Origin of the sequence: uncultured Sulfitobacter sp., assembly GCF_964021855.1 — a bacterium.
Lineage (GTDB): Bacteria > Pseudomonadota > Alphaproteobacteria > Rhodobacterales > Rhodobacteraceae > Sulfitobacter.
On sequence record NZ_CAXHZD010000003.1, the window covers coordinates 490,838 to 516,303 of the forward strand.

28 protein-coding genes and 1 other RNA gene are annotated in these 25,466 nt (G+C 59.1%); 9 read left to right on the forward strand and 20 right to left on the reverse strand.

Translation table 11 applies throughout. From position 1 onward, the window contains the following. Window positions 1–154: 154 nt before the first annotated feature. The 6 genes from AADJ11_RS13015 to mgtE all read right to left on the reverse strand — a co-directional run bounded on the left by AADJ11_RS13015 (window position 155) and on the right by mgtE (window position 6,931). The gene (locus AADJ11_RS13015) at window positions 155–1,927 is read right to left on the reverse strand and encodes an SLC13 family permease (protein ID WP_341234935.1); all 1,773 of its coding nucleotides are present in this window, start codon (window positions 1,925–1,927) and stop codon (window positions 155–157) included. Between the two features lie 34 nt (window positions 1,928–1,961). Continuing rightward, on the reverse strand, window positions 1,962–2,891 hold the full coding sequence (locus AADJ11_RS13020) for a DMT family transporter (protein WP_341234936.1): 930 nt from the start codon (window positions 2,889–2,891) through the stop codon (window positions 1,962–1,964). Further along, window positions 2,888–3,700: a TIGR00282 family metallophosphoesterase gene (locus AADJ11_RS13025; RefSeq protein WP_093914444.1), complete on the reverse strand. Its 813-nt coding sequence runs from the start codon at window positions 3,698–3,700 to the stop codon at window positions 2,888–2,890. The genes AADJ11_RS13020 and AADJ11_RS13025 overlap by 4 nt, the downstream gene beginning before the upstream one ends. A gap of 83 nt (window positions 3,701–3,783) precedes the next feature. Further along, window positions 3,784–4,971 carry a hypothetical protein gene (locus AADJ11_RS13030; protein WP_341234937.1) on the reverse strand — a complete coding sequence of 396 codons (1,188 nt, stop codon included), beginning with the start codon at window positions 4,969–4,971 and terminating at the stop codon, window positions 3,784–3,786. Beyond that, window positions 4,968–5,531 carry a 5-formyltetrahydrofolate cyclo-ligase gene (locus tag AADJ11_RS13035; protein WP_341234938.1) on the reverse strand — a complete coding sequence of 188 codons (564 nt, stop codon included), beginning with the start codon at window positions 5,529–5,531 and terminating at the stop codon, window positions 4,968–4,970. The genes AADJ11_RS13030 and AADJ11_RS13035 overlap by 4 nt, the downstream gene beginning before the upstream one ends. Further along, window positions 5,528–6,931, reverse strand: a complete 1,404-nt coding sequence (mgtE, locus tag AADJ11_RS13040) for a magnesium transporter (protein WP_341234939.1) — start codon at window positions 6,929–6,931, stop codon at window positions 5,528–5,530. The genes AADJ11_RS13035 and mgtE overlap by 4 nt, the downstream gene beginning before the upstream one ends. Before the next feature lie 116 nt (window positions 6,932–7,047). On the opposite strand from mgtE, the gene guaD reads away from it, so the two are divergent. Further along, window positions 7,048–8,340: a guanine deaminase gene (gene guaD / locus AADJ11_RS13045; RefSeq protein WP_341234940.1), complete on the forward strand. Its 1,293-nt coding sequence runs from the start codon at window positions 7,048–7,050 to the stop codon at window positions 8,338–8,340. Between the two features lie 154 nt (window positions 8,341–8,494). On the opposite strand, the gene AADJ11_RS13050 is transcribed toward guaD, so the two are convergent. The 4 genes from AADJ11_RS13050 to AADJ11_RS13065 all read right to left on the reverse strand — a co-directional run bounded on the left by AADJ11_RS13050 (window position 8,495) and on the right by AADJ11_RS13065 (window position 12,403). Beyond that, entirely contained in the window at window positions 8,495–9,835 is a 1,341-nt protein-coding gene (locus AADJ11_RS13050; protein ID WP_341234941.1) for an 8-oxoguanine deaminase, read from the reverse strand. Beyond that, window positions 9,832–10,638: a histidinol-phosphatase gene (hisN, locus tag AADJ11_RS13055; protein WP_341234942.1), complete on the reverse strand. Its 807-nt coding sequence runs from the start codon at window positions 10,636–10,638 to the stop codon at window positions 9,832–9,834. Before hisN ends, AADJ11_RS13050 begins: the two co-directional genes overlap by 4 nt. 77 nt (window positions 10,639–10,715) lie before the next feature. Continuing rightward, window positions 10,716–11,090 carry a helix-turn-helix transcriptional regulator gene (locus tag AADJ11_RS13060; protein ID WP_341235026.1) on the reverse strand — a complete coding sequence of 125 codons (375 nt, stop codon included), beginning with the start codon at window positions 11,088–11,090 and terminating at the stop codon, window positions 10,716–10,718. A 464-nt stretch (window positions 11,091–11,554) separates the two neighbouring features. Next, window positions 11,555–12,403: a LysR family transcriptional regulator gene (locus AADJ11_RS13065; protein WP_341234943.1), complete on the reverse strand. Its 849-nt coding sequence runs from the start codon at window positions 12,401–12,403 to the stop codon at window positions 11,555–11,557. A gap of 338 nt (window positions 12,404–12,741) precedes the next feature. Between AADJ11_RS13065 and AADJ11_RS13070 the strand changes: the two genes are divergently transcribed. From AADJ11_RS13070 to AADJ11_RS13080, 3 genes are all read left to right on the forward strand, one after another. Further along, window positions 12,742–13,518 carry a Bax inhibitor-1/YccA family protein gene (locus AADJ11_RS13070; protein WP_341234944.1) on the forward strand — a complete coding sequence of 259 codons (777 nt, stop codon included), beginning with the start codon at window positions 12,742–12,744 and terminating at the stop codon, window positions 13,516–13,518. Window positions 13,519–13,653: 135 nt separating this feature from the next. Next, window positions 13,654–13,962: a DUF1272 domain-containing protein gene (locus AADJ11_RS13075; protein WP_341234945.1), complete on the forward strand. Its 309-nt coding sequence runs from the start codon at window positions 13,654–13,656 to the stop codon at window positions 13,960–13,962. A 50-nt stretch (window positions 13,963–14,012) separates the two neighbouring features. Beyond that, on the forward strand, window positions 14,013–14,708 hold the full coding sequence (locus AADJ11_RS13080) for an SDR family oxidoreductase (protein ID WP_341234946.1): 696 nt from the start codon (window positions 14,013–14,015) through the stop codon (window positions 14,706–14,708). A 12-nt stretch (window positions 14,709–14,720) separates the two neighbouring features. Here AADJ11_RS13080 and AADJ11_RS13085 read toward each other — a convergent pair whose 3' ends face one another. The 7 genes from AADJ11_RS13085 to gatC all read right to left on the reverse strand — a co-directional run bounded on the left by AADJ11_RS13085 (window position 14,721) and on the right by gatC (window position 19,596). Next, window positions 14,721–15,410: a VIT family protein gene (locus tag AADJ11_RS13085; protein WP_341234947.1), complete on the reverse strand. Its 690-nt coding sequence runs from the start codon at window positions 15,408–15,410 to the stop codon at window positions 14,721–14,723. Window positions 15,411–15,520: 110 nt separating this feature from the next. Then, a complete protein-coding gene (gene rpmG, locus AADJ11_RS13090; protein WP_005852281.1) occupies window positions 15,521–15,688 on the reverse strand; it encodes a 50S ribosomal protein L33 in 168 nt (55 codons plus the stop codon). 185 nt (window positions 15,689–15,873) lie between these two features. Further along, window positions 15,874–16,285, reverse strand: an RNA gene (gene rnpB, locus AADJ11_RS13095) — RNase P RNA component class A. Between the two features lie 72 nt (window positions 16,286–16,357). Then, window positions 16,358–17,029, reverse strand: coding sequence for an N-acetylmuramoyl-L-alanine amidase (locus tag AADJ11_RS13100; protein ID WP_341234948.1), 672 nt, complete (start codon window positions 17,027–17,029; stop codon window positions 16,358–16,360). A gap of 9 nt (window positions 17,030–17,038) precedes the next feature. Next, window positions 17,039–17,782 (reverse strand): hypothetical protein, encoded by a 744-nt coding sequence (locus AADJ11_RS13105; RefSeq protein WP_341234949.1) that lies wholly within the window; start codon window positions 17,780–17,782, stop codon window positions 17,039–17,041. A gap of 39 nt (window positions 17,783–17,821) precedes the next feature. Next, window positions 17,822–19,309 carry an Asp-tRNA(Asn)/Glu-tRNA(Gln) amidotransferase subunit GatA gene (gene gatA, locus AADJ11_RS13110; RefSeq protein WP_341234950.1) on the reverse strand — a complete coding sequence of 496 codons (1,488 nt, stop codon included), beginning with the start codon at window positions 19,307–19,309 and terminating at the stop codon, window positions 17,822–17,824. After that, complete coding sequence (gatC, locus tag AADJ11_RS13115) at window positions 19,309–19,596, reverse strand: Asp-tRNA(Asn)/Glu-tRNA(Gln) amidotransferase subunit GatC (protein WP_341234951.1); 288 nt, start codon at window positions 19,594–19,596, stop codon at window positions 19,309–19,311. Before gatC ends, gatA begins: the two co-directional genes overlap by 1 nt. Window positions 19,597–19,778: 182 nt before the next feature. On the opposite strand from gatC, the gene AADJ11_RS13120 reads away from it, so the two are divergent. After that, complete coding sequence (locus AADJ11_RS13120; RefSeq protein ID WP_341234952.1) at window positions 19,779–20,471, forward strand: metal-dependent hydrolase; 693 nt, start codon at window positions 19,779–19,781, stop codon at window positions 20,469–20,471. On the opposite strand, the gene AADJ11_RS13125 is transcribed toward AADJ11_RS13120, so the two are convergent. Genes AADJ11_RS13125 through AADJ11_RS13135 form a run of 3 tightly spaced genes read right to left on the reverse strand, consistent with a single transcriptional unit; the run spans window position 20,468 to window position 21,966 of the window. Then, a complete protein-coding gene (locus tag AADJ11_RS13125; RefSeq protein ID WP_341234953.1) occupies window positions 20,468–20,890 on the reverse strand; it encodes a hypothetical protein in 423 nt (140 codons plus the stop codon). The genes AADJ11_RS13120 and AADJ11_RS13125 overlap by 4 nt on opposite strands. Next, on the reverse strand, window positions 20,887–21,507 hold the full coding sequence (locus tag AADJ11_RS13130; RefSeq protein ID WP_341234954.1) for a DUF5671 domain-containing protein: 621 nt from the start codon (window positions 21,505–21,507) through the stop codon (window positions 20,887–20,889). The genes AADJ11_RS13125 and AADJ11_RS13130 overlap by 4 nt, the downstream gene beginning before the upstream one ends. Before the next feature lie 3 nt (window positions 21,508–21,510). Next, window positions 21,511–21,966: a nucleoside deaminase gene (locus AADJ11_RS13135; RefSeq protein WP_341234955.1), complete on the reverse strand. Its 456-nt coding sequence runs from the start codon at window positions 21,964–21,966 to the stop codon at window positions 21,511–21,513. Between the two features lie 63 nt (window positions 21,967–22,029). On the opposite strand from AADJ11_RS13135, the gene AADJ11_RS13140 reads away from it, so the two are divergent. From AADJ11_RS13140 to AADJ11_RS13155, 4 genes are all read left to right on the forward strand, one after another. Further along, on the forward strand, window positions 22,030–23,040 hold the full coding sequence (locus AADJ11_RS13140) for a pseudouridine synthase (protein WP_341234956.1): 1,011 nt from the start codon (window positions 22,030–22,032) through the stop codon (window positions 23,038–23,040). A gap of 96 nt (window positions 23,041–23,136) precedes the next feature. Continuing rightward, complete coding sequence (locus tag AADJ11_RS13145; protein ID WP_341234957.1) at window positions 23,137–23,367, forward strand: hypothetical protein; 231 nt, start codon at window positions 23,137–23,139, stop codon at window positions 23,365–23,367. Next, window positions 23,367–24,263: a 5-bromo-4-chloroindolyl phosphate hydrolysis family protein gene (locus AADJ11_RS13150; RefSeq protein WP_341234958.1), complete on the forward strand. Its 897-nt coding sequence runs from the start codon at window positions 23,367–23,369 to the stop codon at window positions 24,261–24,263. Before AADJ11_RS13145 ends, AADJ11_RS13150 begins: the two co-directional genes overlap by 1 nt. 35 nt (window positions 24,264–24,298) lie before the next feature. Continuing rightward, a complete protein-coding gene (locus AADJ11_RS13155; RefSeq protein ID WP_341234959.1) occupies window positions 24,299–25,465 on the forward strand; it encodes a toxic anion resistance protein in 1,167 nt (388 codons plus the stop codon). The last annotated feature ends 1 nt before the right edge of the window (window position 25,466 follow it).

Below are 25,466 nucleotides of genomic sequence, written 5' to 3' on the forward strand. Positions count from 1 at the left end.
TCGTGGTTGCGGTTTCTATTCCTGCGATTTTGGTGTTCTGGCCGTTGTGATTTGATCAGAGCGCGGTGTGGGGGCCAGCCCCCACACACAGCACAAGATGGGGGCCAGCCCCCATACCCCCGGGATATTTTTGAGCCAGAGAACGAGGGCCGCCCTACCAGATGAGTGGGATGACCGAGGAGACCAGCAAGGACATCGTGAGGTTCAACGGGATGCCGATGCGCATGAAGTCCGTGAAGCGGTAGCCGCCGGGGCCATAGACCAGCGTGTTTGTTTGGTAGCCGATGGGTGTCGCGAATGCGCAAGAGGCGGCGATCATGACCGCAACCACCAATGGGCGCGGGTCCATGCCAAGGGCGGTGCCAAGGCTGATGGCGATGGGGGTCATGATGACGGCAACGGCGTTATTCGACACGATCTCGGTCAGGATGGTTGTCAGCAGGAAGACCGAGAAAATCACATAGAAGGGCGACAGCGTGCCAAGGAACGGCGCAATGTTATCGACAATCAGATTGATCGCGCCCGAGTTCTGCAGCCCTGCCCCGATGGCAAGCATCGAAAAGATCAGCGCAAGTAACCGCCCGTCGATAAAGGTAAATGCCTCGTCTGCGTCAATGCAGCCGGTGACCAGCACAAGCGCCACCGCGATCACCGCCAGCAGCAGGATCGGGGCCACGTTAAGGGCCGCGAGGATAACAATGCCAGCGAGGGCCGCAATCGCGATGGGCGCGTGCCCGCGGCGGAAGGCCCGGGCGGAGGGTTGCGAGACATCGACCATATCCATGTCAGAGGCGAGGCGCTGGATATCGGCCATCGCCCCTTCGAGCAGGAGGGTATCGCCGACCTTGACGATCAGTTCGTCCAGTTGGCGCCCGATATTCTGGTTCCGGCGGTGCACGGCCAGCGGATAGACCCCGTAGCGGCGGCGCAGGCGCAACGCGCCCAGCGAGCGGCCGACCATTTTACAGCCCGGCGTGATCAGCACCTCGACCGTTGAGGTTTCAACCGCCGACACCTGATCGACGCGTTTGAGTTCCTTGTTAGCCTGCAGGCTCAGCAGCTCGGTCATTTGCGTGCGCAAAACCACGCGGTCGCCGACCTGAAGCTGGACCGCCCCAAGATCGCGCCGCAAGGATTGATCGCCGCGCACCACATCGACCAGCCGCACGCCTTCGCGTTTGAACAATTGCACGTCCAGTACATCGCGACCGATCAAGTTGGATTCAGGGGGGATTACGGCCTCGGTAAAAAACTTCATCTTTGAGCGGTCCGACAGCATATTGGCCATACTATCGCGTGCGGGCAACAGCCGGGGCGCGAAGACCGCCATATAGATCAGACCCCATGCGCAGACCACAAGGCCGATGGGAAGGATTTCAAAAATGCCAAAGGGTTCAAGCCCCTGACTGCGGGCCACACCATCGACCAGCAGGTTGGTCGAGGTCCCGATCAGGGTCAGCGAGCCGCCCATAATAGCGGCATAGCTAAGCGGGATTAGCAGCTTGGAGGCCTTGGTGCCCAAGGTCTGGCTAAGCTGCACCACCACCGGGATCATCACCACGACAACAGGCGTGTTGTTCATGATGGCAGAGGCCGCCATAACCGCGATGATCACCCCCACCACCGTCGTTTTCGGATTGGTTTTGGCATAGCGTTCGGCCAGACGCGTCAACACGTCCAACGCACCCGTGCGCACCAGCGCGCCCATCACGATGAACATCGCCGCAATCGTCCATGGGGCGGAGTTTTGCAGCACCGCCTGCGCATCATCATAGGGCAGAATGCCAAGGGCCAGCATCAGCGCGGCACCGGTCAGCGCGACCACCTCTGTCGGGAGGGATTCGCGCAGGAACATGATGAACATCACCACAACGATCGCGAGCGCGAGCATCGCAGAGGTGCTTTGCGACAGGTTCAGAAGGTCCATTCGAGGTATATCCAGCCTATCAAGGAGGTATGAGCTAGCCGTCAGTTTCGCCGATTGCTGCAGTTTGGGCAAGCGCCGCTTTGGGCCGTGGCTGCACCAAATACAGCCCCGCAAACATGATGCCAAGTGCGATCCACAGCGTCGGGGCATAGGTTTCGGACAGGATGAGCTTGGCCCAGATCAAGCCAAACCCCGTCACCAGATAGCTGACCTGAACCGCAAAGACCGGACCTGCCCGTGCGACCAGCCATACGTAGCCCGCATAGACCGCCATATGGACCAGCGATGACGCCACAAGCGCCCATTGTGCGGTGTCCCATGGTGGGGTCGGATCGATAAATTGCCCCGTCATCAGGGCCACTGGCAATGTCAAAACGGCCCCGACGATCGACGCGCCCTGCAACACCTGAAAGGCACCCAGATCAAGGGTGCCCCATTTGGCGATGATATTCCCCTCGATCGCGTAGCAAAGGCCCGCGATCAGCCCGATCGCGATCCAGAATGCGGGCAGGTTCATGGATACATCGGCCCCCGGCAGCACAAGCAACAGCACCCCCACCAAGCCGCAGGCCAATCCGGCAAGGCGGCGATAGCTGAAATGATCCAGCCCCATGGCAAGCGCTATGGGAAAGGCAACGATTGGCACAAGGCTAAGCAGCAGAGACAGCACCCCTGACGGCAGCCAGACCGCCGCCTGATAGGAGGCCGAGTTCGGCAGCACGGTGCCGATCACCGCAATGATCAAATACAGCCGCAGATAGCGTGGGCCAAGGGGAAGCGGTTTGCGGCGCGCGACGTTGATCACCGTCATGAACGCCGCGCCGATCACCATCTGCCAGAACACCAGCCCGAAATGCTGATAGCCCGTGCTGACCGAAATCTTGGTCATTGGTTGGGTAAAGCCCCAACCCGCCCCCAGCACCGCCAAAAACGCCGTGTAAAAGGCGACTTGTGCGCGTGTCACGGGGCGCTTTGTTGCAGTTTGCCGCCTTGGCGTACCGGCACGATGCGGGTTGCCTTGCCGGTGCGGTCATCGGTTTCGATGTAGACCCCAGACAGGGTTGCCTCGTCATTGGCGGGGGTAAAGCGGTCTTTGGGCATGCCGGTGATAAAGCGGCGCAGGGGTTCGGTTTTCTCCATCCCGATGACGGAATGATAATCGCCGCACATGCCCGCATCAGACAAATAGGCCGTCCCGCCGGGCAGGATCATCGCGTCAGATGTGGGGACATGGGTATGGGTGCCCACGACAAGGCTGGCCCGCCCGTCACACCAATGACCCATGGCCATTTTCTCGGATGTGGCTTCGCAATGCATGTCGACAATCACGGCAGAGGCCAAACCACCCAAGGGGTGGGTTTTCAGCACCGGCTCCAACGCCGAAAACGGATCGTCAAAGGGGCGTTTCATGAACACTTGGCCTAATGCCTGAACGACCAGCACCTTGCGACCGTTCTGCGCGGTGAACAGGCGCGCGCCCTTGCCCGGAGCATTTTTCGAGAAATTCAAAGGCCGGATAATGCGCTGTTCCTGCTCGATAAAGCTAAGCATATCTTTTTGATCGAACGCATGATCGCCAAGGGTCAAACAATCGGCCCCAGCCTCAAGCAACGTCTTGGCGTGCAGCCCAGACAACCCCATCCCCGAGGTGGCGTTTTCGCCATTCACCACGACAAAATCCAGCTTCCAGTCTTTGCGCAGACGGGGCAGGTTTTCGCTAATTGCACGGCGGCCAGCACGGCCCATGACATCGCCAAGAAAGAGTATTTTCATGTCCCAAGCGTTAGGCCGCGACGCGGGTAAGGGCAAGGGGCAGCGCGTCGGAAATTTGGCCGCAGGGGCAAAACGCGGCGTTGTTATCCTTCGATGGCGTGACCAAACACCGCGATGGCAAAGCCCAGTGCCGCCAAAAGCGCAAACCCGATGCTGCGGGGGCCAGCGCCGTGCCTGCCCGCGCTGATCGCTGCAATGGCCGCTTGCAACGCATAGTAAAATGCGAACGCCCGTGAGGCGTAGCTGATGATTTGGAACACATCCGCCGCCCATGTCAGCACCAAGCCGAACGCCGTCAGCAGCACATATCCCAAGCGCGGTGTGATCCGCCTGCCGGACAGTTCGGACATCAACCCGCCCGACCCGCTGGTATCGGCCACCGCCGCGCTGAACTGCGCCGCCAAGGCGGCAATAACCAGTAAAACGGGCAAAATAGGTGCGACGACAGTCATCATATCGATGATGGCCGTTTCGCTCAGATTAAGGTCTTGAGGCAGAAAGATATAGGCCAGCAACAGGATATAAATCATGTAGATCACCGTCGACAGCCCCTGCGCCCCTTTCATCGACCGCACGCGCGTGGCGGTATTGTAACTGTCCCCCAGATAGCGCAATGTCTCAAACCCTTGAACGGTGACAATCAGACCAAAGGCAAGGGTAAGCGCGGCCCACCCGGTTTGCTGCACGGGCGGCAGGCTAAGCGCATCCGCTTGCAGCTTGCCCCAAAAGAACACGCTCAGCCCCACTAACAGCCCTGCGATAATCGCCAGCTTGATGGTGACGCTGACATATTCCATCCGCTCAAGCGACGCAAAACCACGGGTCCAGCCGACACACAAGATCACCAGATAGGCGGCGGTGGTTAGCAGATTGGCCCCAAGATCGCTGTCAAACGGGGTCAGGCTGACGCCAAAAGCCCCAAGCAGGTTCAAGTAATATGCAACCGACACGATATAGGCAAAGCTAAGCGCCCAAGACGATGCCGCCTCAAGCCCCTGTGGCAGGGTTTCCCCCGCTTCTATCCTGCGCATGTTGTGCCGGATCGCGGCACCGAACAGATAGGCCACCGCGCAAAGGGCGACCATCACCAGCGGCGCAGCCCAACCATATTGCGCCATGAGGATCGGACCCAGCACCAGAAAACCGCTGCCGATGATCGAGGCCAGTGGCGTGGTCATGGCCGCCCAAGTGGTGGACCTGCGCAGGGGCCCCGACCACAGCAGCACCGTAGCAAGGACGACAGCGCCAAGGATCGCAGCGGTCAACATCATCGTTTGATATCAATCACACCCGTTTCGGTCACGATCAGGTCAAGCGGTTCATCTGTGGGCTCTAACGGCAGATCATCGACCTCTTGCCCCGCAAAAGCGAATCCAATCGCCAGCGTCGCCCGCCGCGCGCGTAACTGCGCCAAGGTGCGATCATAAAATCCGCCACCATAGCCCAGCCTATCGCCGCCCCGCGTAAAGGCCAGTAGGGGCACGATCAGAATTTCAGGCTCGAAATAATCCTCGACCACCGGCACTTGCGCACCGAACGGCCCCTTGGTCATCGCCGCCTGAGGCGTCCAGCGGGAAAAGCGCAAAGGTTCGTCCGCGGCGGCAATTACGGGCACGCCCACAACGCCATGGGCAGACGCCTCTGCCATGGCGGGTCGCGGGTCAATCTCTGTCCGGATCGGCATAAACCCCGACAGCGGCACGCCGCGATAGCCCGCTAACACCTCGCTTAGGTATCCAGCCTGCGCGTCGTTGGCCGCATCAAACAGCGGCTTGCGACGGGCAAATGCCGCCTTGCGCGCTGCATCTTTGATCGCGGCCAGATCGGTCACAGCAACACAGCAGCGGCCAGCCCAAGAAAGGCGAAAAAGCCGACCACATCCGTTACCGTCGTCACAAAGGCCCCAGATGCAAGCGCCGGATCGACACCAATCCGTTCCAGCAAAATCGGGATGCCCGTGCCCGCCAACCCGGCCACGACCATATTGATCACCATCGCCGTCGCAATCACATAGCCCAGCGCGGGCGATCCAAACCAGATCACCCCCACGATGCCCATGATCACCGCAAAGATCACCCCGTTGACCAAGCCCACCAGACATTCGCGCCGGATCACCCGCCACACGTTCGATCCGGTCAAATCGCGCGTCGCAATCGCACGCACGGCCACGGTCAGGCTTTGCGTTCCTGCGTTACCGCCCATGGACGCCACAATCGGCATCAGCACGGCCAGCGCAACGATCTGCGCAATCGCCACCTCGAACTGGGAAATCACCATCGACGCTGCAATTGCGGTTACCAGGTTCACCGCCAGCCACGGCAGGCGCTGTTTGGTTGTTTCGATCACACGGTCCGACAATGACCCCTCGCCCACACCGGCCAAACGCAAGATGTCTTCCTCGTGTTCTTCGTCCAGAACGGCCATAGCATCATCAATTGTGATTACCCCGATCAGCCGCCCCTCGTCATCGACAACCGGTGCCGAAATCAGGTGATACTGGTTGAACGCATAGGCCACATCGCCCTCGTCCCGCGTGGCCGGAATGACCTGAAACGTGTCTTCCAGAATATCGCGCAACATGGTGCCACGTTTTGACCGCATCAGCTTGCCCAAGGTCACGTTGCCGACGGGATGCATACGCGGATCGACCATGACGATGTGGTAAAACTGGTCCGGCAGGTCGTCCTCGGGGGTTTTGCGCAGGAAATCAATCGCCTCGCCCACCGTCCAATGTTCGGGGGCCATCACGACCTCGCGCTGCATCAAACGACCGGCGGAGTATTCCGGATAGGTCAGCGCCTGCTCGACCGCGGCCCGATCCACGTCTTCCAACGCGTCCAAAATCGTCTCGGCCTGCGCATCCTCAAGGTCTTCGATCAGGTCAACGACATCGTCGCTATCCATGTCGCGCACAGCGTCCGACAAAACCTGCGGCGTCAGGATCGCGATGACTTCCTCGCGGATAGAGTCGTCAAGCTCCGACAGGATTTCCCCGTCAAACTCGCGGTCATACAGCCGGATCAGCTTGGTCCGCTCGAAACTGCTGATTTGTTCCAAAAGGTCAGCGATGTCGGCCGCGTGCAGCGGTTCCATCAGCTCGGTCAGCCGCTCGGCATCGTCAATCTCGACCGCATAAAGGATCGAGGCAACAGCCTTTTTATTTAGCTTATAGGCCTCGGCTTCGTCTTCTGCTTCGGGCGCCAGTTCCAGTTCTTGCGATTCATCAGACATAGCGCGCCCCCATAATGATTTGCGCTAACAATAAGCGCCGGCAAGCGGGGATACAATGGTACGAAAGGCGTATCAGGCCAATTGTCCCTCCCTCCACAAAGGCCTAAGATGGGCCAATGACACAGCACACCCTCCTCCTCGGCCACAGCCTGCTCTTTTCGGGCAATCCCCTTTCCCAAGCGTGGGAGGACGCGGTGTCAATCGACACTGCTGGCGGGGTCTTGATCAAGGACGGCCATATTGCCGACGTCGGGCCGGCAGAGGCGTTGCGCAAAGCCAACCCGACTGCGCAGATCACCGATTATGGCGATGCATTGATCTGCCCCGGTTTTGTGGATGCGCATGTCCATTACCCGCAGACAGCTATTATTGCCAGTTGGGGCAAGCGGCTGATCGACTGGCTGAATCGCTATACCTTCCCCGAGGAAATGCGCCTGTCCGATCCTGATTATGCCACCCAGATTGCAGGCCGTTATCTGGACCTGACCCTTGCCCATGGCACGACAACGGTTAGCAGCTATACCACAATCACCCCGCACAGCGTCGATGCGATCTTTGACGCGGCCGCAATGCGCGGTCAGCGGATCGTGGCAGGCAAAACATGTATGGACCGCAACGCGCCCGAGGGCCTGCGCGATACGGCACAATCAGCCTATGATGACAGCAAGGCCCTGATCGACCGCTGGCATGGCAAAGGCCGCGCCAGCTATGCCATCACCCCGCGCTTCACGCCAACCTCAACCCCGGAACAGCTTGCAGCTTTGGGTGCGCTCTGGTCCGAGCGGCCCGAGTGCCTGATGCAAACCCATCTCAGTGAACAACTTGATGAAATCGCGTGGGTCCGCGATCTGGTCCCCCATGCACGCGATTATCTAGACACGTATGAGGAACATGGCCTGCTCGGCGACCGCGCCGTTTTCGGCCATGCGATCCACCTTGAACCGCGCGAGATCGACCAAATTGCCAACAGCGGGGCCGCGATCGTCCATTGCCCCACCTCAAACACCTTTATCGGCTCGGGGTTGTTTGACATGGCAGGCCTCGCCGCGCGCCATATCCCCATTGGGCTGGCCACGGACACCGGTGGCGGCTCGTCCTTCTCAATGCTGCGCACTATGGCTGCGGCTTACGAGATCGGCCAACTGCGCGGCACCGCGCTGCATGCCGCCCAGTTGATCTGGCTCGCCACCGCCGGCTCTGCTCGCAGCTTACACCTGCATGACAAGATCGGCAGCCTCTCCCCGGGGCTCGAGGCTGACATAACCGTGCTCGATCTTTCCTCCACCCCTGCCATCGCGCAAAGGGCAGATAACGCCGAAACCATCTGGGATAAACTCTTTGCCACCATTATGATGGGCGATGACCGCGCAATCCAAGACGTCTGGGTCGGCGGCAAAAAACGGACCTAAAGTTGCATTTCGCGCTATTTCATTTTGCCAAATAAACTCCCTGCGGAGCATCAGGCGTCTCACCGCCCACGCCGCTCATTCAGGCAGGCTCACGTTTCAACGCGCGCAAAAAATGTAATGTGGCGCAGCCATGCCTTTTGATCGGTCAACAGTTTTACAACTGCGCTTGCAAGCCCTGCACCAAGGTCTTTTGACGCGCAATCTGCGCCTGCACGTCGATGGTTTGCACCTGACCGTCCGCAACGATCCTGCGGCCTTCAACCAATAGATCTCGTACGGTCTGTGGCCCGGCCATCAGCAAGGCAGCCGGGTCCCAGCTGCCGGCGCTCTCGATCCCGCCGACATCCCAAATGGCGATGTCGGCCCGCGCGCCCACGGCGATCCGGCCACATTCGGGACGCCCCAGCACATCAGCGCCACCACGGGTCGCGATCTCCAACGCTTCACGCGCGCTCATCGCGTCAGCGCCCAGCGTGACGCGTTGCAACAACATCGCCTGGCGCGCCTCGGCGATCATGTTGTTGACATCATTGCTGGCCGATCCATCCACGCCCAAACCGACACGCACACCCGCGTCGCGCAACCGGCGCGCCGGTGCAATGCCCGACCCCAAACGACAGTTCGAGCAGGGACAATGCGCGACGCCGGTGCCGGTTCGCGCGAACAGTTCAATCTCGCTTTGGTCCAGCTTCACACAATGGGCATGCCACACATCAGGTCCGACCCAGCCTAGGTCTTGGGCATATTGTCCGGGCCGACAGCCGAATTTCTCTAGGGAATAGGCGATGTCTTCTTCGTTTTCGGCCAGATGCGTGTGCAGCATCACGCCTTTGTCCCGCGCCAAGATTGCAGCGTCACGCATCAATTCACGGCTGACAGAAAACGGCGAACAGGGGGCGACGCCCACACGGCACATCGACGACGGGCTTGCATCGTGAAAGGCGTCAATCACCCGGATGCAATCGTTCAAGATCGTGGCCTCGTCCTCGACCACCGCATCGGGCGGCAGCCCACCATCGCTTTCGCCAATGCTCATCGCGCCGCGGGTCGGCTGAAAACGCAGACCAATTTCGCGGGCGGCGTGAATGGTATCCTCCAGCCGCGATCCGTTGGGATAAAGATACAAGTGGTCCGAGCTGAGGGTGCAGCCCGACAGGGCCAGTTCTGCCAACCCGATCTGGGCCGAGGTGAACATATGATCCGGCGTGAACCGCGCCCAAATCGGATAGAGCGTGCGCAGCCAGCCGAACAGCAGCGCATCCTGCCCGCCTGGGACAGCGCGGGTCAATGTCTGGTACAAATGGTGGTGCGTATTCACAAGGCCCGGCGTCACGACACATCCCGCCGCGTCGATGACCTCCCCCTCGCAAGACAGCCCCTGCCCGACTTTCGCAATGGCCCCATCGCAGATCAGGATGTCTGCACCGGCCAATTCCCGGCGCGTATCGTCCATCGTCAGGATGTGATCGGCATTGCGGACAAGAATATCCGTCACGCGGGGCAAGTCCGAAGATAATCAAGCGCCTGCGCATGAATTTCCGCGTTTGCAGCGGCAATAATGCGCCCGCCGTCATGGGCGGGGCCACCTTGCCAATCGGTCACGACGCCACCTGCGGCTTGGATCACAGCAATCGGGGCTTGAACGTCATAGGATTGTAATCCCGCCTCGATCACCAGATCGATCTGGCCCGATGCCACCAGCGCATAAGCATAGCAATCCATGCCATAGCGGGTCAGCCGCGCCTGCTGCGCGACCTGATGAAAGGCCGCGCCCTCAATGGTGCTGCCCACCTCTGGAAATGTCGTGAAAACGGTCGCTTCGGACAGATCTCGTGCGGGGCGGGTTTTCAGCGCATGTGTGCCACTTGGCCCCGTAACTGTCGCCAGCCCCGGCCCACCAATGAAACGTTCACGAATATAAGGTTGATCAATGATCCCGAAAAACGGGCCGTCGCTGCCACCCACGGCAATCAACACACCCCATGTTGGCGTGCCCGAAACAAAACCGCGTGTGCCGTCAATTGGATCCAAGACCCATGTCAGGCCGGATGTACCGGCAACAGCGCCATATTCCTCGCCCAGAACAGCATCGTTTGGCCGTTCGCGCGCCAGAATATCCACCATGGCACGTTCCGCTGCACGGTCCGCGATGGTGACGGGGTCATATCCCTGAGAGAGCTTATTATCTGCAGAAAGGTCAGACGCGCGAAAATGCGCCAGCGTTTCTGTGCGCGCGGCGTCGGCCAACAAATGGCCGACCCGCAGGATGTCTGGATCAAGGTCATCTAGAATTTTCATGACCCCTTCAGTGACACCAACTTATTACCGTTGCAATAACCTTGACGGGCTTGCCCGTCAGGCTAAGTCAGCTAAAATCAGGCGACATCACTCAAAACGCGGGCCAGTTCAAAAAGACGGCGGCGTTGATGTTCCGGGATCGAATAGTACGAGCGCACCAAATCCATCGCTTCCTTGTCGCCGATCAAATCGGCAGGAATGCTTTGTGACAACCCATCAGATTGGCTTTTTTCGGCCTCAAGCCCCTCAAAGAAATGCGCGACTTCCACACCCAAAGCATCCGCAATATCCCACAAACGCGACGCGCTAACGCGGTTCGCACCCGTTTCGTATTTTTGGATCTGCTGGAATTTTATTCCCACCAGTTCTGCAAGCTTTTGTTGCGTCATTCCGGCCAACCAACGGCGTTGACGGATACGCTGTCCTACATGAACATCTACTTTGTGCGGCATCGCTATACTCTTTCCAGTTGCATGCACCAAACCATGTGCAGTACGTTTTACATCTAGCGGAAATGGCCAAAAATTGCCGTCTCCGCAGTCTTACGGCCTCATTTACTCTTTAAACACACACAAATAAAGTCCAATTGCGCAAATGCCCCAATAACTTCGGGGTACAATTCCGGACTTGAACATTTCAAGAGGTACGTTTTTCGAAAAGCGCACACACCTTATGCGTGTATTTGGGTCCACGGCGATACCTAAATGTGAAAAAAGGCATTTATGTGTCGCCTGTAAACTTCTCTTACCCATTATCGGGGCGATCAGATCATATTCTTGCCTTCATTGAGGAAATCCCTGACAGCCGTCAGTGATCCATAGCCCTTGCAGACACAATGCGGCAAATCTGCACAGGCTCGTCGCGCCCAATTTACAATCTCACCAGTGCACATTGCCAAGGTATATCGTCGGCACCGCTAATGTCGGAACATATCGCGGATCATGGCCGCCAACGAATCATGCACTATATTGCGCGTCGCCAAAGCACCGTAGAGATTGATGTTCTGCGACGGCAGCGTCGGCAAGGCACCGTGATGCTGCACCCGCTCAAGATGAGGGGGTTCCGTTCCGTCAATCATCGCATGAACGGCAAGATCGGCGCTGACCGTCGCCTCGATGGTGCGGTCGCTTTCCGTTTCGACAATCAGATCCCATTTGACCTTATGCTGGTCCAACGCTTCGACCACCTTGGGGCGGAACGTGCAAAACCGGCCAAGGGCCAGTTTCAGCGGCCGTTGACGCCACGCCGCGCCACCCGGTGCACCGATCCAGATCAGCGGTTTTGAACATAGCGTTTCACCGCCCGTATCCAGCCCGCTTTCCGTGGTCATGATCAGATCACACGCCCCCTTGGCAAAGCTTTCCTTGAGCGTCCGGGTATAAGACGATTCCAACTGAACCCGCACACGCGGAAAAACGGAATGGAATTGCTTGAGCACTTGAGGGATGGCCGGATAGACAATGTCATGCGGCACGCCCAAGCTAATCACCCCTTCGTGGGATTGATCCGTCAGCCGGGCGATCATTTCGTCGTTCAACGCGATCATGCGGCGGGCATAGGCGACCACCTGCTCCCCGCTCGCCGTCAGCGCAATGGTGCGGCCGGATCTGTCCAACAGCTCCAAACCCAGCAGCTCTTCAAGGCGCTTGAGCTGCATAGATACAGCCGATTGGGTCAGATGCAGGAAACCCGCGGCACGGGTAACCCCGCCGGAATCCGCCACGGCGACAAAGGACCGAAGCGTGGTAATATCAAGGTTTCTCATTCATCTACTTTCGTGATGCAGGAAAGCAAATCATTAGAAATTGTGATGCGATGTGCAAGGTTTTTGTCCAAAGGGCGTAATGACCGACAGGTTTTCCGCGCAAAATCACCCTTTCTGCATTGGTTTCGCGCCTGTACGCACCACAGGATCGGGCACCGTGCCAGCCACCCCGGAAAACCGGTGCCAGCATGGTACAGGTCATGCGCTATCATTATTGTAACCACTTACTGATAATCAGCGGAAAAGCCTTGAAAAACTGCGCCAGTCACCCGATATTCCATGCAATACCGGGGTCGGAAAACCAATCCCGCAACTCTTTTACCAATTGGAGGACTTTCATGGCCGACGTGAATACAATCCGGTCCGCTGCCGGATCCCGCGCCGCCGCTATCGACGAGGGGCTGCGCACCCATATGAACAAGGTGTACGGCACCATGTCGATTGGCATGCTGATCACCTTTGCCGCTGCTTGGGCCATTTCCGGTCTTGCAGTTACAACAGACCCTGCCGCAGCCGTGGCGCAGATCGGTACTGACAAATATCTGACCTCGTTCGGGTCAGCCTTGTACATGTCGCCGCTTAAGTGGGTTGTCATGTTTGCGCCGCTCGCCTTTGTCTTTGGCCTTGGCGCTGCCATGAACAGAATTTCGGCTGCGACTGCACAGACGCTGTTTTACGCGTTTGCCGCTGTCATGGGTATTTCCATCAGTTCGATCTTCTTGGTCTTCACAGGCTACTCGATCATCCAGATATTCCTGATCACATCGATTGCCTTTGCTGGCCTGTCGCTCTGGGGCTACACCACCAAGAAAGACATTTCTGGCTGGGGCAGCTTCTTGATCATGGGTGTGATCGGTCTGATCGTCGCATCTGTCGTCAACATCTTCCTGGGCTCGCCTGCCTTGGTGTTTGCAATCTCTGCCATCGGTGTGCTGATCTTTGCCGGTCTGACAGCCTATGACACGCAAAACATCAAGAGCACCTATCTGGCCCACGCCCAACATGGCGATCAAGAGTGGCTGGCAAAGTCGGGTATCATGGGCGCACTGAGCCTGTACCTGAACTTTATCAACATGTTCATGATGTTGCTGCAACTGTTCGGCAACCGCGAATAAGCGCGACGTAAACGCCTGAGACTATAAAGGCCCGTCAGAGAAATCTGGCGGGCCTTTTTTGTGCCCTGCCCCCTTGCATTCCCTCCTGCCGTCGCGCTTGTTTGGCCCATCCCCATGCACGGAAAGGACCGTACCATGCTTGAGCTACGCCCCAATTGCGAGATGTGTGACAAAGACCTGCCGCCGGACGCCACAGAGGCGCGGATATGCAGTTACGAGTGCACCTTTTGCGCGGCGTGCGTTGACGACGTGCTGCACAACGTCTGCCCCAATTGCGCGGGCGGCTTTGTGCCGCGCCCGATCCGCCCCACGCTGGCACGCCGCGCCGGGGTCAGCCTTGCGCATCACCCCGCCTCGACCACGCGCCGCGGCCTGAAGTACGATTTAGACGACATCGCCCGACAGACCGCCAAGACGAAGCATATTCCCCCTGAGGATCGGTAACCGCGACGGTTTCCCGACGGCCCCTGCATTGAATGAAAGGTCCATATCCCATGCCCAGAACCGTCCTTGTCACTGGGGGTGCCATTGGCATCGGCCGCGCCATTGCTGATGACTTCGCCCAAGATCATGACGTGGCGATTGTCTGGCACAGGTCCCCACCGCAGGGCCTGCCCGATGGTATCCTCACCATCCAAGCGGACTTGACCAAAGAGGGTGCTTGCGCAGATATCGTAGAAAAGCTGATCGCGCATTTCGGTCGGCTGGATGTGATCGTCAACAATGCTGGTGCCGTGCGCTCAACCCCGCTCGACAGTTTTGACGCTGCCGATCAGCATGCGCTGCTGGCCGTGAATGTACTCGCCCCCGCCGATTTGTTGGCCGCCGCCCTGCCGCATTTGCAAAGCGGCGCGGCGGTCGTGAATATATCGTCTGTGAATGCAGTCCTACCGCCCAAAGGGGCTGCACTTTTTGGGGCAACCAAAGCCGCGTTAAACCTGTGGACCCGCGCCATGGCGAAAGAGTTGGGGCCAAAAGGCATCCGCGTTAATGCGGTCGCCCCGGGGGCCATCAACATAGCTGAAAATCCGCGCCCTGCAGGACTGACAGAGCTGTTTGTGAAGGAAACAGCATTGGGTCGGATTGGCACGCCTCAAGACATTGCCCGCGCTGTGCGGTTCTTGGCCAGTGATGACGCAAGCTTTGTAACTGGGGAGGTTCTAACAGTTTCCGGGGGCTACCGTCTGTAAGCGCGGCAGCCGTTAGACGACACTGTTGAAAAACTGCCCGACACCGGCGGTGAACAGCATCGCCACAACGCCCCAAACGACCGCACGTATGATCGCTGGCCGCATGGGCGCGCCGCCCAGCTTGGCACCACCTCCGCCCAGCAAAACCAGCGCTAGAACAGCGACCGCGGCTATTGCACTGATATCTGCGGCACGCGGGGCGACGAGTGCGGCCGCCAAGGGAAACGCGCCGCCAATGCCAAAGGCCAGCGCAGAGGCCCCAGCCGCCTGCAAGGGGTTGGCTTGCCCCGCAAGGCCAAACATGCCCAGCTCCTCGCGGGCGTGGGCCCCTAGAGCGTCATGATCGGTCATCTGGGCCGCGACCTTGACGGCCAATACGGCATCGACGCCGCGGCTTTCCAAGCCTTCAGCCAATTCCTCAAGCTCGTAATCGGGGTCTTCTTCCAAGGCGACGCGTTCGCGTTCCAAATCAGCGGCCTCAACATCGGCTTGGGCGGAGACGGAAACGTATTCCCCCGCCGCCATCGACAGCGCACCTGCGGTCAGCCCGGCAAAGCCCGTCAGCATCACGTTGCCAGACGCCATGCCCGCCGACGTGACACCAACCAGCAGGCTGGACATGGACACGATGCCGTCATTGGCCCCCAGCACAGCCGCACGTAGCCAGTTGCTCCGGTTTATGAAGTGGCCTTCTTTGGGCATAGGGTCGCCTTTGGATGCGGGTGCGGCGCGTGCACCTTTAGAAACAGTCGTACAAACGCAAAAGACCGCACACAAGGGTGCGGTCCTGCATTCCGTTCAAAGGGCAGATCTTACTTGATCTTGCCTTCTTTGTATTCGACGTGCTTCCGAATAACGGGGTCGTACTTTTTGATGACCATCTTTTCGGTCATGGTACGCGCGTTTTTCTTTGTGACGTAGAAATGGCCTGTGCCCGCGGACGAGTTCAGACGGATCTTGATCGTGGTTGGCTTCGCCATAGTCGTTCTCCTGCAAGTACGAGAAGGCCGCTTTTCGACCAAGCCTCGTGAAATCCTGAGATTTGGGTTCTAGTCACGCCAGCCCCCGAGTCAACCGCTATTTCCCCACCAATGCGGAAAGGAGCCGGAAAATTCGAATTTTCCGGGCCGGAATTTTTGAAAAATTCCGATACGGGCCTGAAAAGATGCGCGGAAGGCCTATAAGCCGGATTTTGTCCCTGCCCGAAGACAGGGGATGACCATTCCTCTGACCCTGCAGTTACCTGCAGGGCTATAGCTGCCAACCCGGACCTGCTGGGGCAGAAAAAGCCCCGCTTTGTCTGTTGCCAGACGCAGCACGCGGTCCCTATTTGGCATTGCTCCCGGTGGGGCTTGCCGTGCCGGAGATGTTACCACCCCCGCGGTGCGCTCTTACCGCACCGTTTCACCCTGACCGCCCCGGTGGTATCGGTTGCCCGACCCGCCGGGGTGGCGGTTTGTTTTCTGTGGCGCTGTCCGTCGGGTTACCCCGCCCGGGCGTTACCCGGCACCGTTTTTCCTGGGAGTCCGGACTTTCCTCGACCTTGTTACCAAGACCGCGGCCATCCAGCCTTCCGCGCGCTGCACGCCTAGCGTTTTACTTTATGCGCGGTCAATGAGTTTCGAGGCCGGGATGCCTCCGGCGGGGATTTATTTCCATTTGGAAGCAGGCGCGTGGCAGAGGTTCATGTCCTCTGCGCAGAGTGGTCCGCTGCGCCACGGCGCAAAGCGCAGGCGTGTGGTGGCCAAGAGCGTCTCAAGTGCTGCGTCGGCGGTAAAGCCTGCTTGTTTTGCCTGTGCGGTGAAAGTTTCAGGGGATGGGGCGGCGGCGGGGCGGTTAGGGGTGCCTTGGCCTGCGAGGCCTTGTCGTGCAAGGCGCGCCCAGTCGAAATGTGGGCCGGGGTCCGTTTTGCGGCCCGGTGCCATGTCTGAATGTCCAATGACGCCATCAGGCGGGATATCCCATCGATCTAATATGCCCCGCAAAAGGGCCTCAAGCGCGCTCATCTGCGGCTCTGGAAACGGGTGGGTGCCTGTATTGTCCAGCTCTACCCCGATGGAGCGGGAGTTAATATCGTCTTGGCCTTCCCATTCCCCCTGCCCTGCATGCCAGGCGCGTTCGTCTTCCTCGACCATCTGGATGACATCACCCTTGGTGCTGATCAGGTAGTGTGCTGACACCTCGGCTGCGGGGTCGCACAGCCGTTCCAGCGCATCCGCGGCGGTTTGCATCGCGGTATAGTGGATCACAACGAGCGAGGGCCGCAGCCCGTTCCGGCGCGGCCCTTGATTTGGTGAGGGGTGCTTGATCACATTGGCCACGCTGGGTGGTTATCCCTTGATGGCCCGGCGATATGGCGACGGATCCCAATCGCAGGCGTAGCCGTCGCCGTCTGGGTCCATTCCCGCGCGGTCACGCTCCGGCCCGCCTGCGCTCAGAAAGGCGATCTGGGCCTGATCGGGGTGGCTGTATTCTGCACAGGCGCGCGTATATTTGCGCTCCTTGTTCAGACCGCGGCGGGTATAGATCGTGGTCCCCACACTATGTTTAGTTTGCAGAGCATAGGAGACGATATTTGGGCCGGCATCAATACGATCTGGCAATGCCTCGGGTTCAACGACACGGTACTGCGCGCGATTGGCCGCGATACGCGCGGCATCGCCTTCGATGGTACGTTCACCCGCAACCGCGTCAAAGTTGTTTTCCTGCGAAATCCCGTCAGAATTCAAAACCGGGGGGGCCGCGTTTGCGGGGCTGGCGTTGATCGGCGCAACACCGGAGTTCGTGGTCGCGTCATTGCCAAGGCCACCGGGGCGCGTCGCATCCAGAACCCGCGCCGTTTCAGCCGCTGTCGCAGCGGCTGAGCCGTCATCTGGCGCAGATAACGCAGTTGCGGTCACAGCAGAAGGTGCCGGAAGTGACCCCTGCGTGCTTGCCGCGAGGGCTGCGTCACGCTGGGCTTGCTCCGCCTGAAAATCATCAAACCCCGCACCGCGCCCACTGTCGGGGATTGCGGGTTGGCACGCAGATAGAGCCATGCCCAAAACTGCAACGAGCGAGAGTGGTTTAATCATTTTTCCTGCTTTTTCATTTACTGCTTTATTGGCAGCCTTTTACCACCATTTATCAGGCTTGGCTACAAAGCCCGCCGCCTTCTCAAGCGCATAGGCGGTAGACAGCAGATCAGCCTCTTCCCACGGGCGTCCGATCAGTTGCAGACCCAATGGCAGGCCCTTGGAGCTGGTGCCCGTTGGCAAGGCAATACCGGGCAGACCTGCAAGGTTTACGGTCACGGTAAAGACGTCGTTCAGATACATCGCCACCGGATCGGCATCGGTCATTTCGCCCAAGCCAAAGGCAGCCGACGGGGTTGCGGGCGTCAGGATGCTGTCAACGCCAGCGGCAAATGCGTCCTCGAAATCCTTCTTGATCAAGGTCCGAACCTTACGGGCACGGTTGTAATAAGCGTCGTAAAAACCCGCACTTAGCACATATGTCCCAACCATCACACGGCGCTGAACCTCGGGGCCAAACCCTTGGGCGCGTGTTTTCTCGTACATTTCAGTGATGCCATCACCCTGGTCAAGCGTGGCGCGGTGGCCATAGCGCACCCCGTCATAGCGCGCGAGGTTCGATGACGCTTCGGCAGGGGCAATCACGTAATAGGCAGGAAGCGCGTATTTCGTATGCGGTAGCGAGATATCAACGATCTCGGACCCGGCATCACGCATCATCGCAATGCCGTCTTGCCAAAGTTTTTCGATCTCTTCGGGCATGCCGTCCATGCGGTATTCACGCGGGATGCCGATCTTTTTACCACGGATGTCGCCGGTCAGGGCCGCTTCAAAGTCGGGCACGGCCAAGTCTGCCGATGTGCTGTCCTTGGCATCGTAGCCCGCCATCGCACCCAGCATGATCGCTGCATCGCGCACGGTTTTGGTCATTGGTCCGGCCTGATCAAGCGAGGACGCAAACGCCACCACGCCCCAACGCGAACAGCGGCCATAGGTCGGCTTGATGCCCACTGTGCCTGTAAACGCTGCTGGCTGACGGATCGACCCGCCGGTATCTGTACCGGTCGCAGCCAAACATAAATCCGCAGCAACCGCCGCCGCAGACCCGCCCGACGATCCACCCGGTGTCAGCGGCGCATCATCGCCCGCACGCCGCCACGGGTTCACAGCATTGCCATAAACGGATGTCTCGTTCGACGATCCCATGGCGAATTCATCCATGTTCAGCTTGCCCAGCATCACAGCACCCGCATCAAACAGGTTCTGCGACACGGTGCTTTCATACTCGGGCAAAAAGCCCTGCAAAATCCGTGACCCGGCTTGCGACGGCACTCCCTTGGTGCAGAACAAGTCTTTGATCCCAATCGGCAATCCGCACATGGCAGGCGCATCGCCCGCCTTGATCCGCGCATCGGCTGCCTTGGCTTGATCTGCCGCCAGATCGGCCGTGTGGTGGACAAAGGCGTTCAAGGCACCCGCGCCTTCGATTGCGCTCAAACATGCGTTGGTCAGCTCGACCGATGACACATCGCCTTTTCGCAGCGCGTCGCGCGCATCGGCAAGGCCCAGTTTGTTCAAATCAGCCATTATTCAACCACCTTCGGAACCGCAAAAAATCCTTCGCGCGCATCTGGCGCATTTGCCAGAACCTTGGCCTGCTGGCCCCCGTCGCGCACCACATCATCGCGCTGCTTGAGCACCTGAGGCGTCACCGACGTCATCGGTTCAACACCTTCAACGTCAACCTCGTTCAACTGCTCGATGAAGCCAAGGATGTTATTGAATTCCTGTGCCAGTGCGGGCAACGCGTCTGGTTCAACCTTGATACGGGCCAGCTTGGCCACCCGTGCGGCGGTGGTCTCGTCAATGGACATGGGCGCTCCTTATCTCTTTGTCTGCCGTTTACCGCCCCCCGCAGCCCCCTGCAAGTCTGGGCGGGCGGTGATTGCCCCATTCCCCGCACTTCAGCTTCATTTTGCCAAATAAACTCCCGCCGGAGGCTCCCAAAATCTGCATCACACGCTACAGTCGGGTGAATCAACCAAAGGGAAGACACATGAATATCATCTGGCTCGGCCACGGCAGCTTTCGCATCGAAATCGAAGATCAGGTCCTGCTGATAGATCCTTGGCTGACCGGCAATCCAATGCTTGAGGAAAGCCAACACAGCGCGGCACTGAACGGGGCCACTGAGATTCTTGTGACCCATGCGCATTTCGACCATATCGGCGACGTGCCTCAGATATCCAAGGATCTGAACGTTCCGGTCTCTGGGATGTATGAACTGGCCCAGTACCTTGAGACCCAAGGTGCCGTTGTAGGTGACAGCTTCAACATGGGCGGCACAATCACGCGCGGCAATGTCAGCGTCTCAATGGTGCCAGCGTCGCATTCCTCAAGCGTGAATATGGACGGCATGCCGAACTACATGGGCAGCGAAGCCGGACTTGTGATCAAGGGCGAAGGCCATTCAATCTATGTATCGGGCGACACAGGCATCATGGCCGACATGGATTGGATCGGTGATTTTCACAAACCTGACATTGGCATTCTGTCAGCAGGCGGGCATTTCACCATGGGCATGGCCGAAGCCGCCTATGCTGCGAAACGTTACTTCGATTTCAAGACTGTGATCCCTTGCCATTACCGCACCATGCCGCTCTTGGAACAATCCGCACAGGTCTTGGATGACGGCCTGCCGGGCGTCAACGTGATCGAACCGCAAGTGATGCAAGCGATCACGTTTTAGCCGCTATGGGTGTCATCCTCGTGGCGCGCGATGCAGACAATATTACCCCCGCGTAGGATTAGATCGTTTCGATACGGCAGCGTCCTGCGCGCGGTTTCCGGGTCAATGGCCAGCTCTGCGCAGACCTCAAAGCTGTTTGGGTCTAGGCGGGTATAGCCATAAGGTTCCTTGGTCACCAGATCATGTTGTTGTGCATCCTGATATCCCGGGCAAGGTACCACATCTGCAAGGCTCTCTGGCAACTCGCGCTCTGACTGGCCCTTACACGCGATCCGGTCCGCTAAAGCTCCAAGATCAGATACCCGTTGGCGGTCCTGCTCGACCATGCGGGCGTAGCCCGGCCCGCCAACCACCCAAAGCCCTGCACCGATTGCCACAGCGACCATCAGACAAAACCCGATAAGCAACACGCGGTTCATTCAGCGTCCTCTTGCCGTATCGCGTTATAATAGAACAGGAATATCCCACCGGCCACCAACCCGACGATCCCCGCCTTTAGCATGAATTGCGCGGTGAAATCGCCGGTCAGCAGGGCATAGATCGTCGCGATCAAATCCCCCAGCAACGTTCCAGCCGCCAGCAAAAGCGCGATATATGTCAGCCATTTGCGGATTGCCGACCGGTGCAGCGCAGGGTCACGGGCCAACCTGCCACGTTCGCGCAGGGTCAGCCACAGGTACAACGGGGCCGTGACGATTAGAACCGAAACGCCAAAGCGAAACCGCCCGAACGCTGCATAGCCGTCCTCCTCGAACAGCAAATCGACAAGCACCTGCAACACGATCACCAGATTGACGGCACCGACCAGCAATATGCCAAAGGTCAGCGCATAGACAAAGAAATCGCGCGCGGACACGGTTTGCACGGGGCGCGGTACCGGCGGGGTGAATGCCGTTTCGGCCCATGCGCCCAACGCGTCGGTGATCTCGGCCTCGCTCCACCCCGCGTGGATCAACGCGCCGGTAATATCCGCGCGGCTTTTGCCCGCGACCAGCGCGTCACGGATGAAAAGGCTCAACTCGTCTCGGCTTGCCATCGGCTATCCTTTTCTTTTGCCTGCGAAAAAATCGGTCAGCATGGCTTGGGCCTCTTGGCCTGCGATGTCGTCATAGACTTCGGGCACATGGTGGCATTGCGGATGGCTAAACACCCGCGCCCCTTGGGCCACGCCGCCCGATTTGGGGTCGCTGGCCCCGTAATACAGCCGCGCAATCCGCGCCGCCGAAATCGCACCCGCACACATCGCGCAGGGTTCCAGCGTTACATAAAGCGCATGCCCGCCCAACCGTTCGGACCCGACGGTTTCGCAGGCGGCGCGGATCACCAGCATCTCGGCATGGGCGGTCGGATCGTTCAATTCACGCGTTCTATTGCCCGCCGCCGCCACGATCTGCCCTTGTGGTCCAACGACCACAGCACCCACCGGCACCTCGCCGCGCAAGGCGGCGGCGCGGGCTTGTTCCAACGCGGCAGACATATATGAAGTAAAGGCCATCCCCGCACTTGGCCGCAAATGCAGGCCTTTCGCAAGGGCATGAAACAAGGTAAGCGCTGAATTATGAGCCAAGATAAACCCACACAGCCCCCCCAATCCGGCACACCCGCCGGTGACCGTATCGCCAAAGTCTTGGCCCGCGCTGGCCTTGCCAGCCGCAGGGAAGCCGAGCGCATGATCGAAGCGGGGCGCGTACGCGTCAACGGCGTGCAAATCGATTCGCCCGCGTTGAACGTGACGGCGGCCGATCAGATCAGCGTTGATGGCAAACCTGTGGGCGACCCAGAACCGCCGCGCATGTGGCTGTATCACAAGCCGACAGGCATTGTGACAACCAACCGCGACGAAAAAGGCCGCGGCACGATCTTTGATGATCTGCCCGAGGACATGCCCCGCGTGATGAGCGTGGGACGGCTCGATCTGAACTCCGAAGGGTTGCTGTTGCTGACCAATGACGGCGAGGTGAAGCGTAAGCTTGAGCTGCCGTCCAACGGCTGGTTGCGCCGCTACCGTGTCCGCGTGAATGGCCGCCCTTCCGACGAAGTGCTTGAGCCCTTGCGCAAGGGCATCACCGTCGACGGCGAAGAATTCCAACCGATGACAGTCACACTGGACCGCCAGCAGGGTGCGAACGCGTGGCTGACCGTCGGCCTGCGCGAAGGTAAAAACCGCGAGATTCGCCGCGCCATGGAAGCGGTGCATCTGTCCGTGAACCGCTTGATCCGCACCAGCTATGGCCCGTTTCAGCTGGGTGAATTGAAACCCGGCGAAGTTGAAGAGCTGAAGCGCAAGGTCGTGCGCGACCAGTTGGGCCTTGAGATCGAGGACAACACCGGCACCGCCGTCAAGAAAAAGCCGAGCCATATTGTGAAGCGCAAGCCGCGCAAGCCCGGCGTTCCCGGCCCCGGTCGCCCCGGCCTGCCCAAAGAACCGGGCGAAAAGACCGCGACAGGTAAAACCATCCCCGGCAAGCCCAAGCCCGGTTACGGCAAATCCAAGCCCGCGCGCCCCGCATCTGACGGCCCAGCCCCGCGCAAGTTCGGCACCCGTGTGAAAAGCACGCGCAAACCCTGAATTCTGCACATAGGGGCACGTTGGGATCCCTGTTCCCGCAGAATCCCTAGCGGCCCGCCGCCTGAGCCCCTATATATGGGACAGAAGGAAATTTAGATGGGTCGATTGTTTCTATTTGCCGCGCTGTTTACGCTAATCCTTGTGATTGGCTACGTACTGTTAACAATTATGGCGCGGATTTTGGGTGCAGGGCAGAATATGTTGCGAGCCCCTTACGGACTAAACAAAGAGGGCCAGATGGTACCCACATCGTTTCAAAAGATCACTTATGCCGCGTTGATTGTGCTGTTGTTCGGCGTGGCGACGGGCTGGCTGGGGGGCCTGTAATGGCGAAACGGTACGGCGGTAAATACAGCCAAGAAAGCGACACAGCGCAATCAGATGGCCAGCCGACCCAGCACCGCTCCGGTGCAAAACGGGTCGAGGTTGATCCCGTGGGCGGTCGTGCGAATGTTCTGTTCATCCCCGCGATCCCGCTGGTTTTCATGTCCCTGAATGATGGTGCGCAAGGGTTGGCCTTGGGCCTGATCGCGGCCGGGTCGCTGACCGGCGCAGCGCTTATGCTGCGCGAGGGGCTCAAGGCCGAAGCCGCGTATATTGCCCGCAAAGTCGCCGAACGCCCCGCCCTGCCCCGCAAGATGATCGCGAGCGTTCTGACCGGATTTGGCGTTGGCTTGGCCGCGTATAAAAATGACCCCGGCATTGCGGCTGCTGTGATCTACGGGCTGGCGGCCTTGGGCCTGCATGTATCGGCCTTTGGCATTGATCCGCTAACCTCCAAGGGGATGGAGGGGATCGACAGTTTTCAAAAAGGCCGCGTTGCCCGTGTGGTTGAAGAAGCCGAAAAGCATCTGAACGCGATGAGCACTGCCATCGCACGCGCGGGCGACCGTCAGGCCACGGACCGGCTGGCAGACTTCCAGACAACCGCCCGCACCCTGATCCGCACCGTCGAGGAAGACCCACGTGATCTGACCGGCGCGCGAAAATACCTGTCGGTTTATCTGCAAGGTGCGCGCGATGCGACGCTCAAGTTTGCTGATATCTATGCCAATACCCGTGATGCGCAGGCGCGCGCCGACTATCTGGCCCTGCTGGATGATCTGGACAAAAACTTTGCCGCGCGCACGCAAAAATCGCTATTGGAAGACAAGACAGACCTGAACATTGAGATTGATGTGCTGCGCGAGCGGCTTTCCCGAGAAGGCGTGCGCCTGAAGTAACGCGCCTTGACCACAGCAAAGAGAGATATACCCACATGTCCGACATCGTTCGCGAAAAAGCCGCCCAAACAGAAGCCTTGGTCGAAGAGGTCAACGCGCTTGTGCTGGCCGAACCCGCGCCCGCCGACGCCATTGTGCCGCTGGACAAGGCAAAAGGCAAAGTGAGCAAGGAAATCAAAACCCGCATGGCCGAGATCGACATGACCGAGACCCAGTCGATTATCGCGTTCGGCTCCGCCGCACAGGCCGAATTGCAAGAAATCAGCCAAGCGATGCTGCAAGACGTGCGCAACAAGGATGTCGGCCCCGCCGGTGACAGCCTGCGCAACATCGTCACCACCATCCGTGGCTTTTCCGTATCCGAATTAGACGTCCGCCGTGACCGCAGCTGGTGGGAACGCCTGCTGGGCCGCGCAGCACCCTTCGCCAAATTCACAGCCCGGTTTGAAAAGGTCCAAGGCCAGATCGACCGCGTCACGGACGAATTGCTGAGCCACGAGCACACTCTGCTCAAAGACATCAAATCCCTTGATCTGCTCTATGAAAAGACGTTGCAGTTCTATGATGAACTGGCGCTTTATATCGCAGCGGGCGAGGCCAAGATGGCCGAACTGGACGCCAAGGATATTCCTGCAATGGAAGCCGCGGTAGAGGCCGCAGATGAAAACGATCAGGTGATCAAAGCGCAGGAATTGCGCGATATGCGCGCCGCCCGCGATGATCTGGAACGCCGCGTGCATGATCTGAAACTGACGCGTCAGGTGACCATGCAGTCGCTTCCGTCGATCCGTCTGGTTCAGGAAAACGACAAATCCCTGGTGACCAAGATCAATTCGACCCTCGTGAACACCGTACCGCTGTGGGAAACGCAACTGGCGCAGGCCGTGACGATCCAGCGGTCGCGCGAGGCGGCTGTCGCCGTGCGCGAAGCCAATGACCTGACCAATGAATTGCTGACCTCGAACGCCAAGAACCTGCGCGAAAGCAACAAGATCATCCGCACCGAGATGGAGCGCGGCGTGTTCGATATCGAAGCGGTCAAGCAGGCCAATGCAGACCTGATCGGCACCATCGAGGAATCGCTGCAAATCGCGGATGAAGGCAAAGCCAAACGTGCCGCTGCGGAAAAAGACCTGCAAGAAATGGAAGCAAACCTGCGCGATACACTCGCTGCGGCCTCGGCTTCCAAAGCTGCGGTATAAT

What these genes read in the sequence shown, in the direction of transcription:
- AADJ11_RS13015 (WP_341234935.1), bottom strand. Translation starts at nt 1,927, where the DNA reads ATGGACCTTCTGAACCTGTCGCAAAGCACCTCTGCGATGCTCGCGCTC.
- AADJ11_RS13025 (WP_093914444.1), bottom strand. Translation starts at nt 3,700, where the DNA reads ATGAAAATACTCTTTCTTGGCGATGTCATGGGCCGTGCTGGCCGCCGT.
- AADJ11_RS13030 (WP_341234937.1), bottom strand. Translation starts at nt 4,971, where the DNA reads ATGATGTTGACCGCTGCGATCCTTGGCGCTGTCGTCCTTGCTACGGTG.
- mgtE (WP_341234939.1), bottom strand. Translation starts at nt 6,931, where the DNA reads ATGTCTGATGAATCGCAAGAACTGGAACTGGCGCCCGAAGCAGAAGAC.
- guaD (WP_341234940.1), top strand. Translation starts at nt 7,048, where the DNA reads ATGACACAGCACACCCTCCTCCTCGGCCACAGCCTGCTCTTTTCGGGC.
- hisN (WP_341234942.1), bottom strand. Translation starts at nt 10,638, where the DNA reads ATGAAAATTCTAGATGACCTTGATCCAGACATCCTGCGGGTCGGCCAT.
- AADJ11_RS13060 (WP_341235026.1), bottom strand. Translation starts at nt 11,090, where the DNA reads ATGCCGCACAAAGTAGATGTTCATGTAGGACAGCGTATCCGTCAACGC.
- AADJ11_RS13065 (WP_341234943.1), bottom strand. Translation starts at nt 12,403, where the DNA reads ATGAGAAACCTTGATATTACCACGCTTCGGTCCTTTGTCGCCGTGGCG.
- AADJ11_RS13070 (WP_341234944.1), top strand. Translation starts at nt 12,742, where the DNA reads ATGGCCGACGTGAATACAATCCGGTCCGCTGCCGGATCCCGCGCCGCC.
- AADJ11_RS13075 (WP_341234945.1), top strand. Translation starts at nt 13,654, where the DNA reads ATGCTTGAGCTACGCCCCAATTGCGAGATGTGTGACAAAGACCTGCCG.
- AADJ11_RS13080 (WP_341234946.1), top strand. Translation starts at nt 14,013, where the DNA reads ATGCCCAGAACCGTCCTTGTCACTGGGGGTGCCATTGGCATCGGCCGC.
- AADJ11_RS13085 (WP_341234947.1), bottom strand. Translation starts at nt 15,410, where the DNA reads ATGCCCAAAGAAGGCCACTTCATAAACCGGAGCAACTGGCTACGTGCG.
- rpmG (WP_005852281.1), bottom strand. Translation starts at nt 15,688, where the DNA reads ATGGCGAAGCCAACCACGATCAAGATCCGTCTGAACTCGTCCGCGGGC.
- AADJ11_RS13105 (WP_341234949.1), bottom strand. Translation starts at nt 17,782, where the DNA reads ATGATTAAACCACTCTCGCTCGTTGCAGTTTTGGGCATGGCTCTATCT.
- gatA (WP_341234950.1), bottom strand. Translation starts at nt 19,309, where the DNA reads ATGGCTGATTTGAACAAACTGGGCCTTGCCGATGCGCGCGACGCGCTG.
- gatC (WP_341234951.1), bottom strand. Translation starts at nt 19,596, where the DNA reads ATGTCCATTGACGAGACCACCGCCGCACGGGTGGCCAAGCTGGCCCGT.
- AADJ11_RS13120 (WP_341234952.1), top strand. Translation starts at nt 19,779, where the DNA reads ATGAATATCATCTGGCTCGGCCACGGCAGCTTTCGCATCGAAATCGAA.
- AADJ11_RS13125 (WP_341234953.1), bottom strand. Translation starts at nt 20,890, where the DNA reads ATGAACCGCGTGTTGCTTATCGGGTTTTGTCTGATGGTCGCTGTGGCA.
- AADJ11_RS13130 (WP_341234954.1), bottom strand. Translation starts at nt 21,507, where the DNA reads ATGGCAAGCCGAGACGAGTTGAGCCTTTTCATCCGTGACGCGCTGGTC.
- AADJ11_RS13135 (WP_341234955.1), bottom strand. Translation starts at nt 21,966, where the DNA reads ATGGCCTTTACTTCATATATGTCTGCCGCGTTGGAACAAGCCCGCGCC.
- AADJ11_RS13140 (WP_341234956.1), top strand. Translation starts at nt 22,030, where the DNA reads ATGAGCCAAGATAAACCCACACAGCCCCCCCAATCCGGCACACCCGCC.
- AADJ11_RS13145 (WP_341234957.1), top strand. Translation starts at nt 23,137, where the DNA reads ATGGGTCGATTGTTTCTATTTGCCGCGCTGTTTACGCTAATCCTTGTG.
- AADJ11_RS13150 (WP_341234958.1), top strand. Translation starts at nt 23,367, where the DNA reads ATGGCGAAACGGTACGGCGGTAAATACAGCCAAGAAAGCGACACAGCG.
- AADJ11_RS13155 (WP_341234959.1), top strand. Translation starts at nt 24,299, where the DNA reads ATGTCCGACATCGTTCGCGAAAAAGCCGCCCAAACAGAAGCCTTGGTC.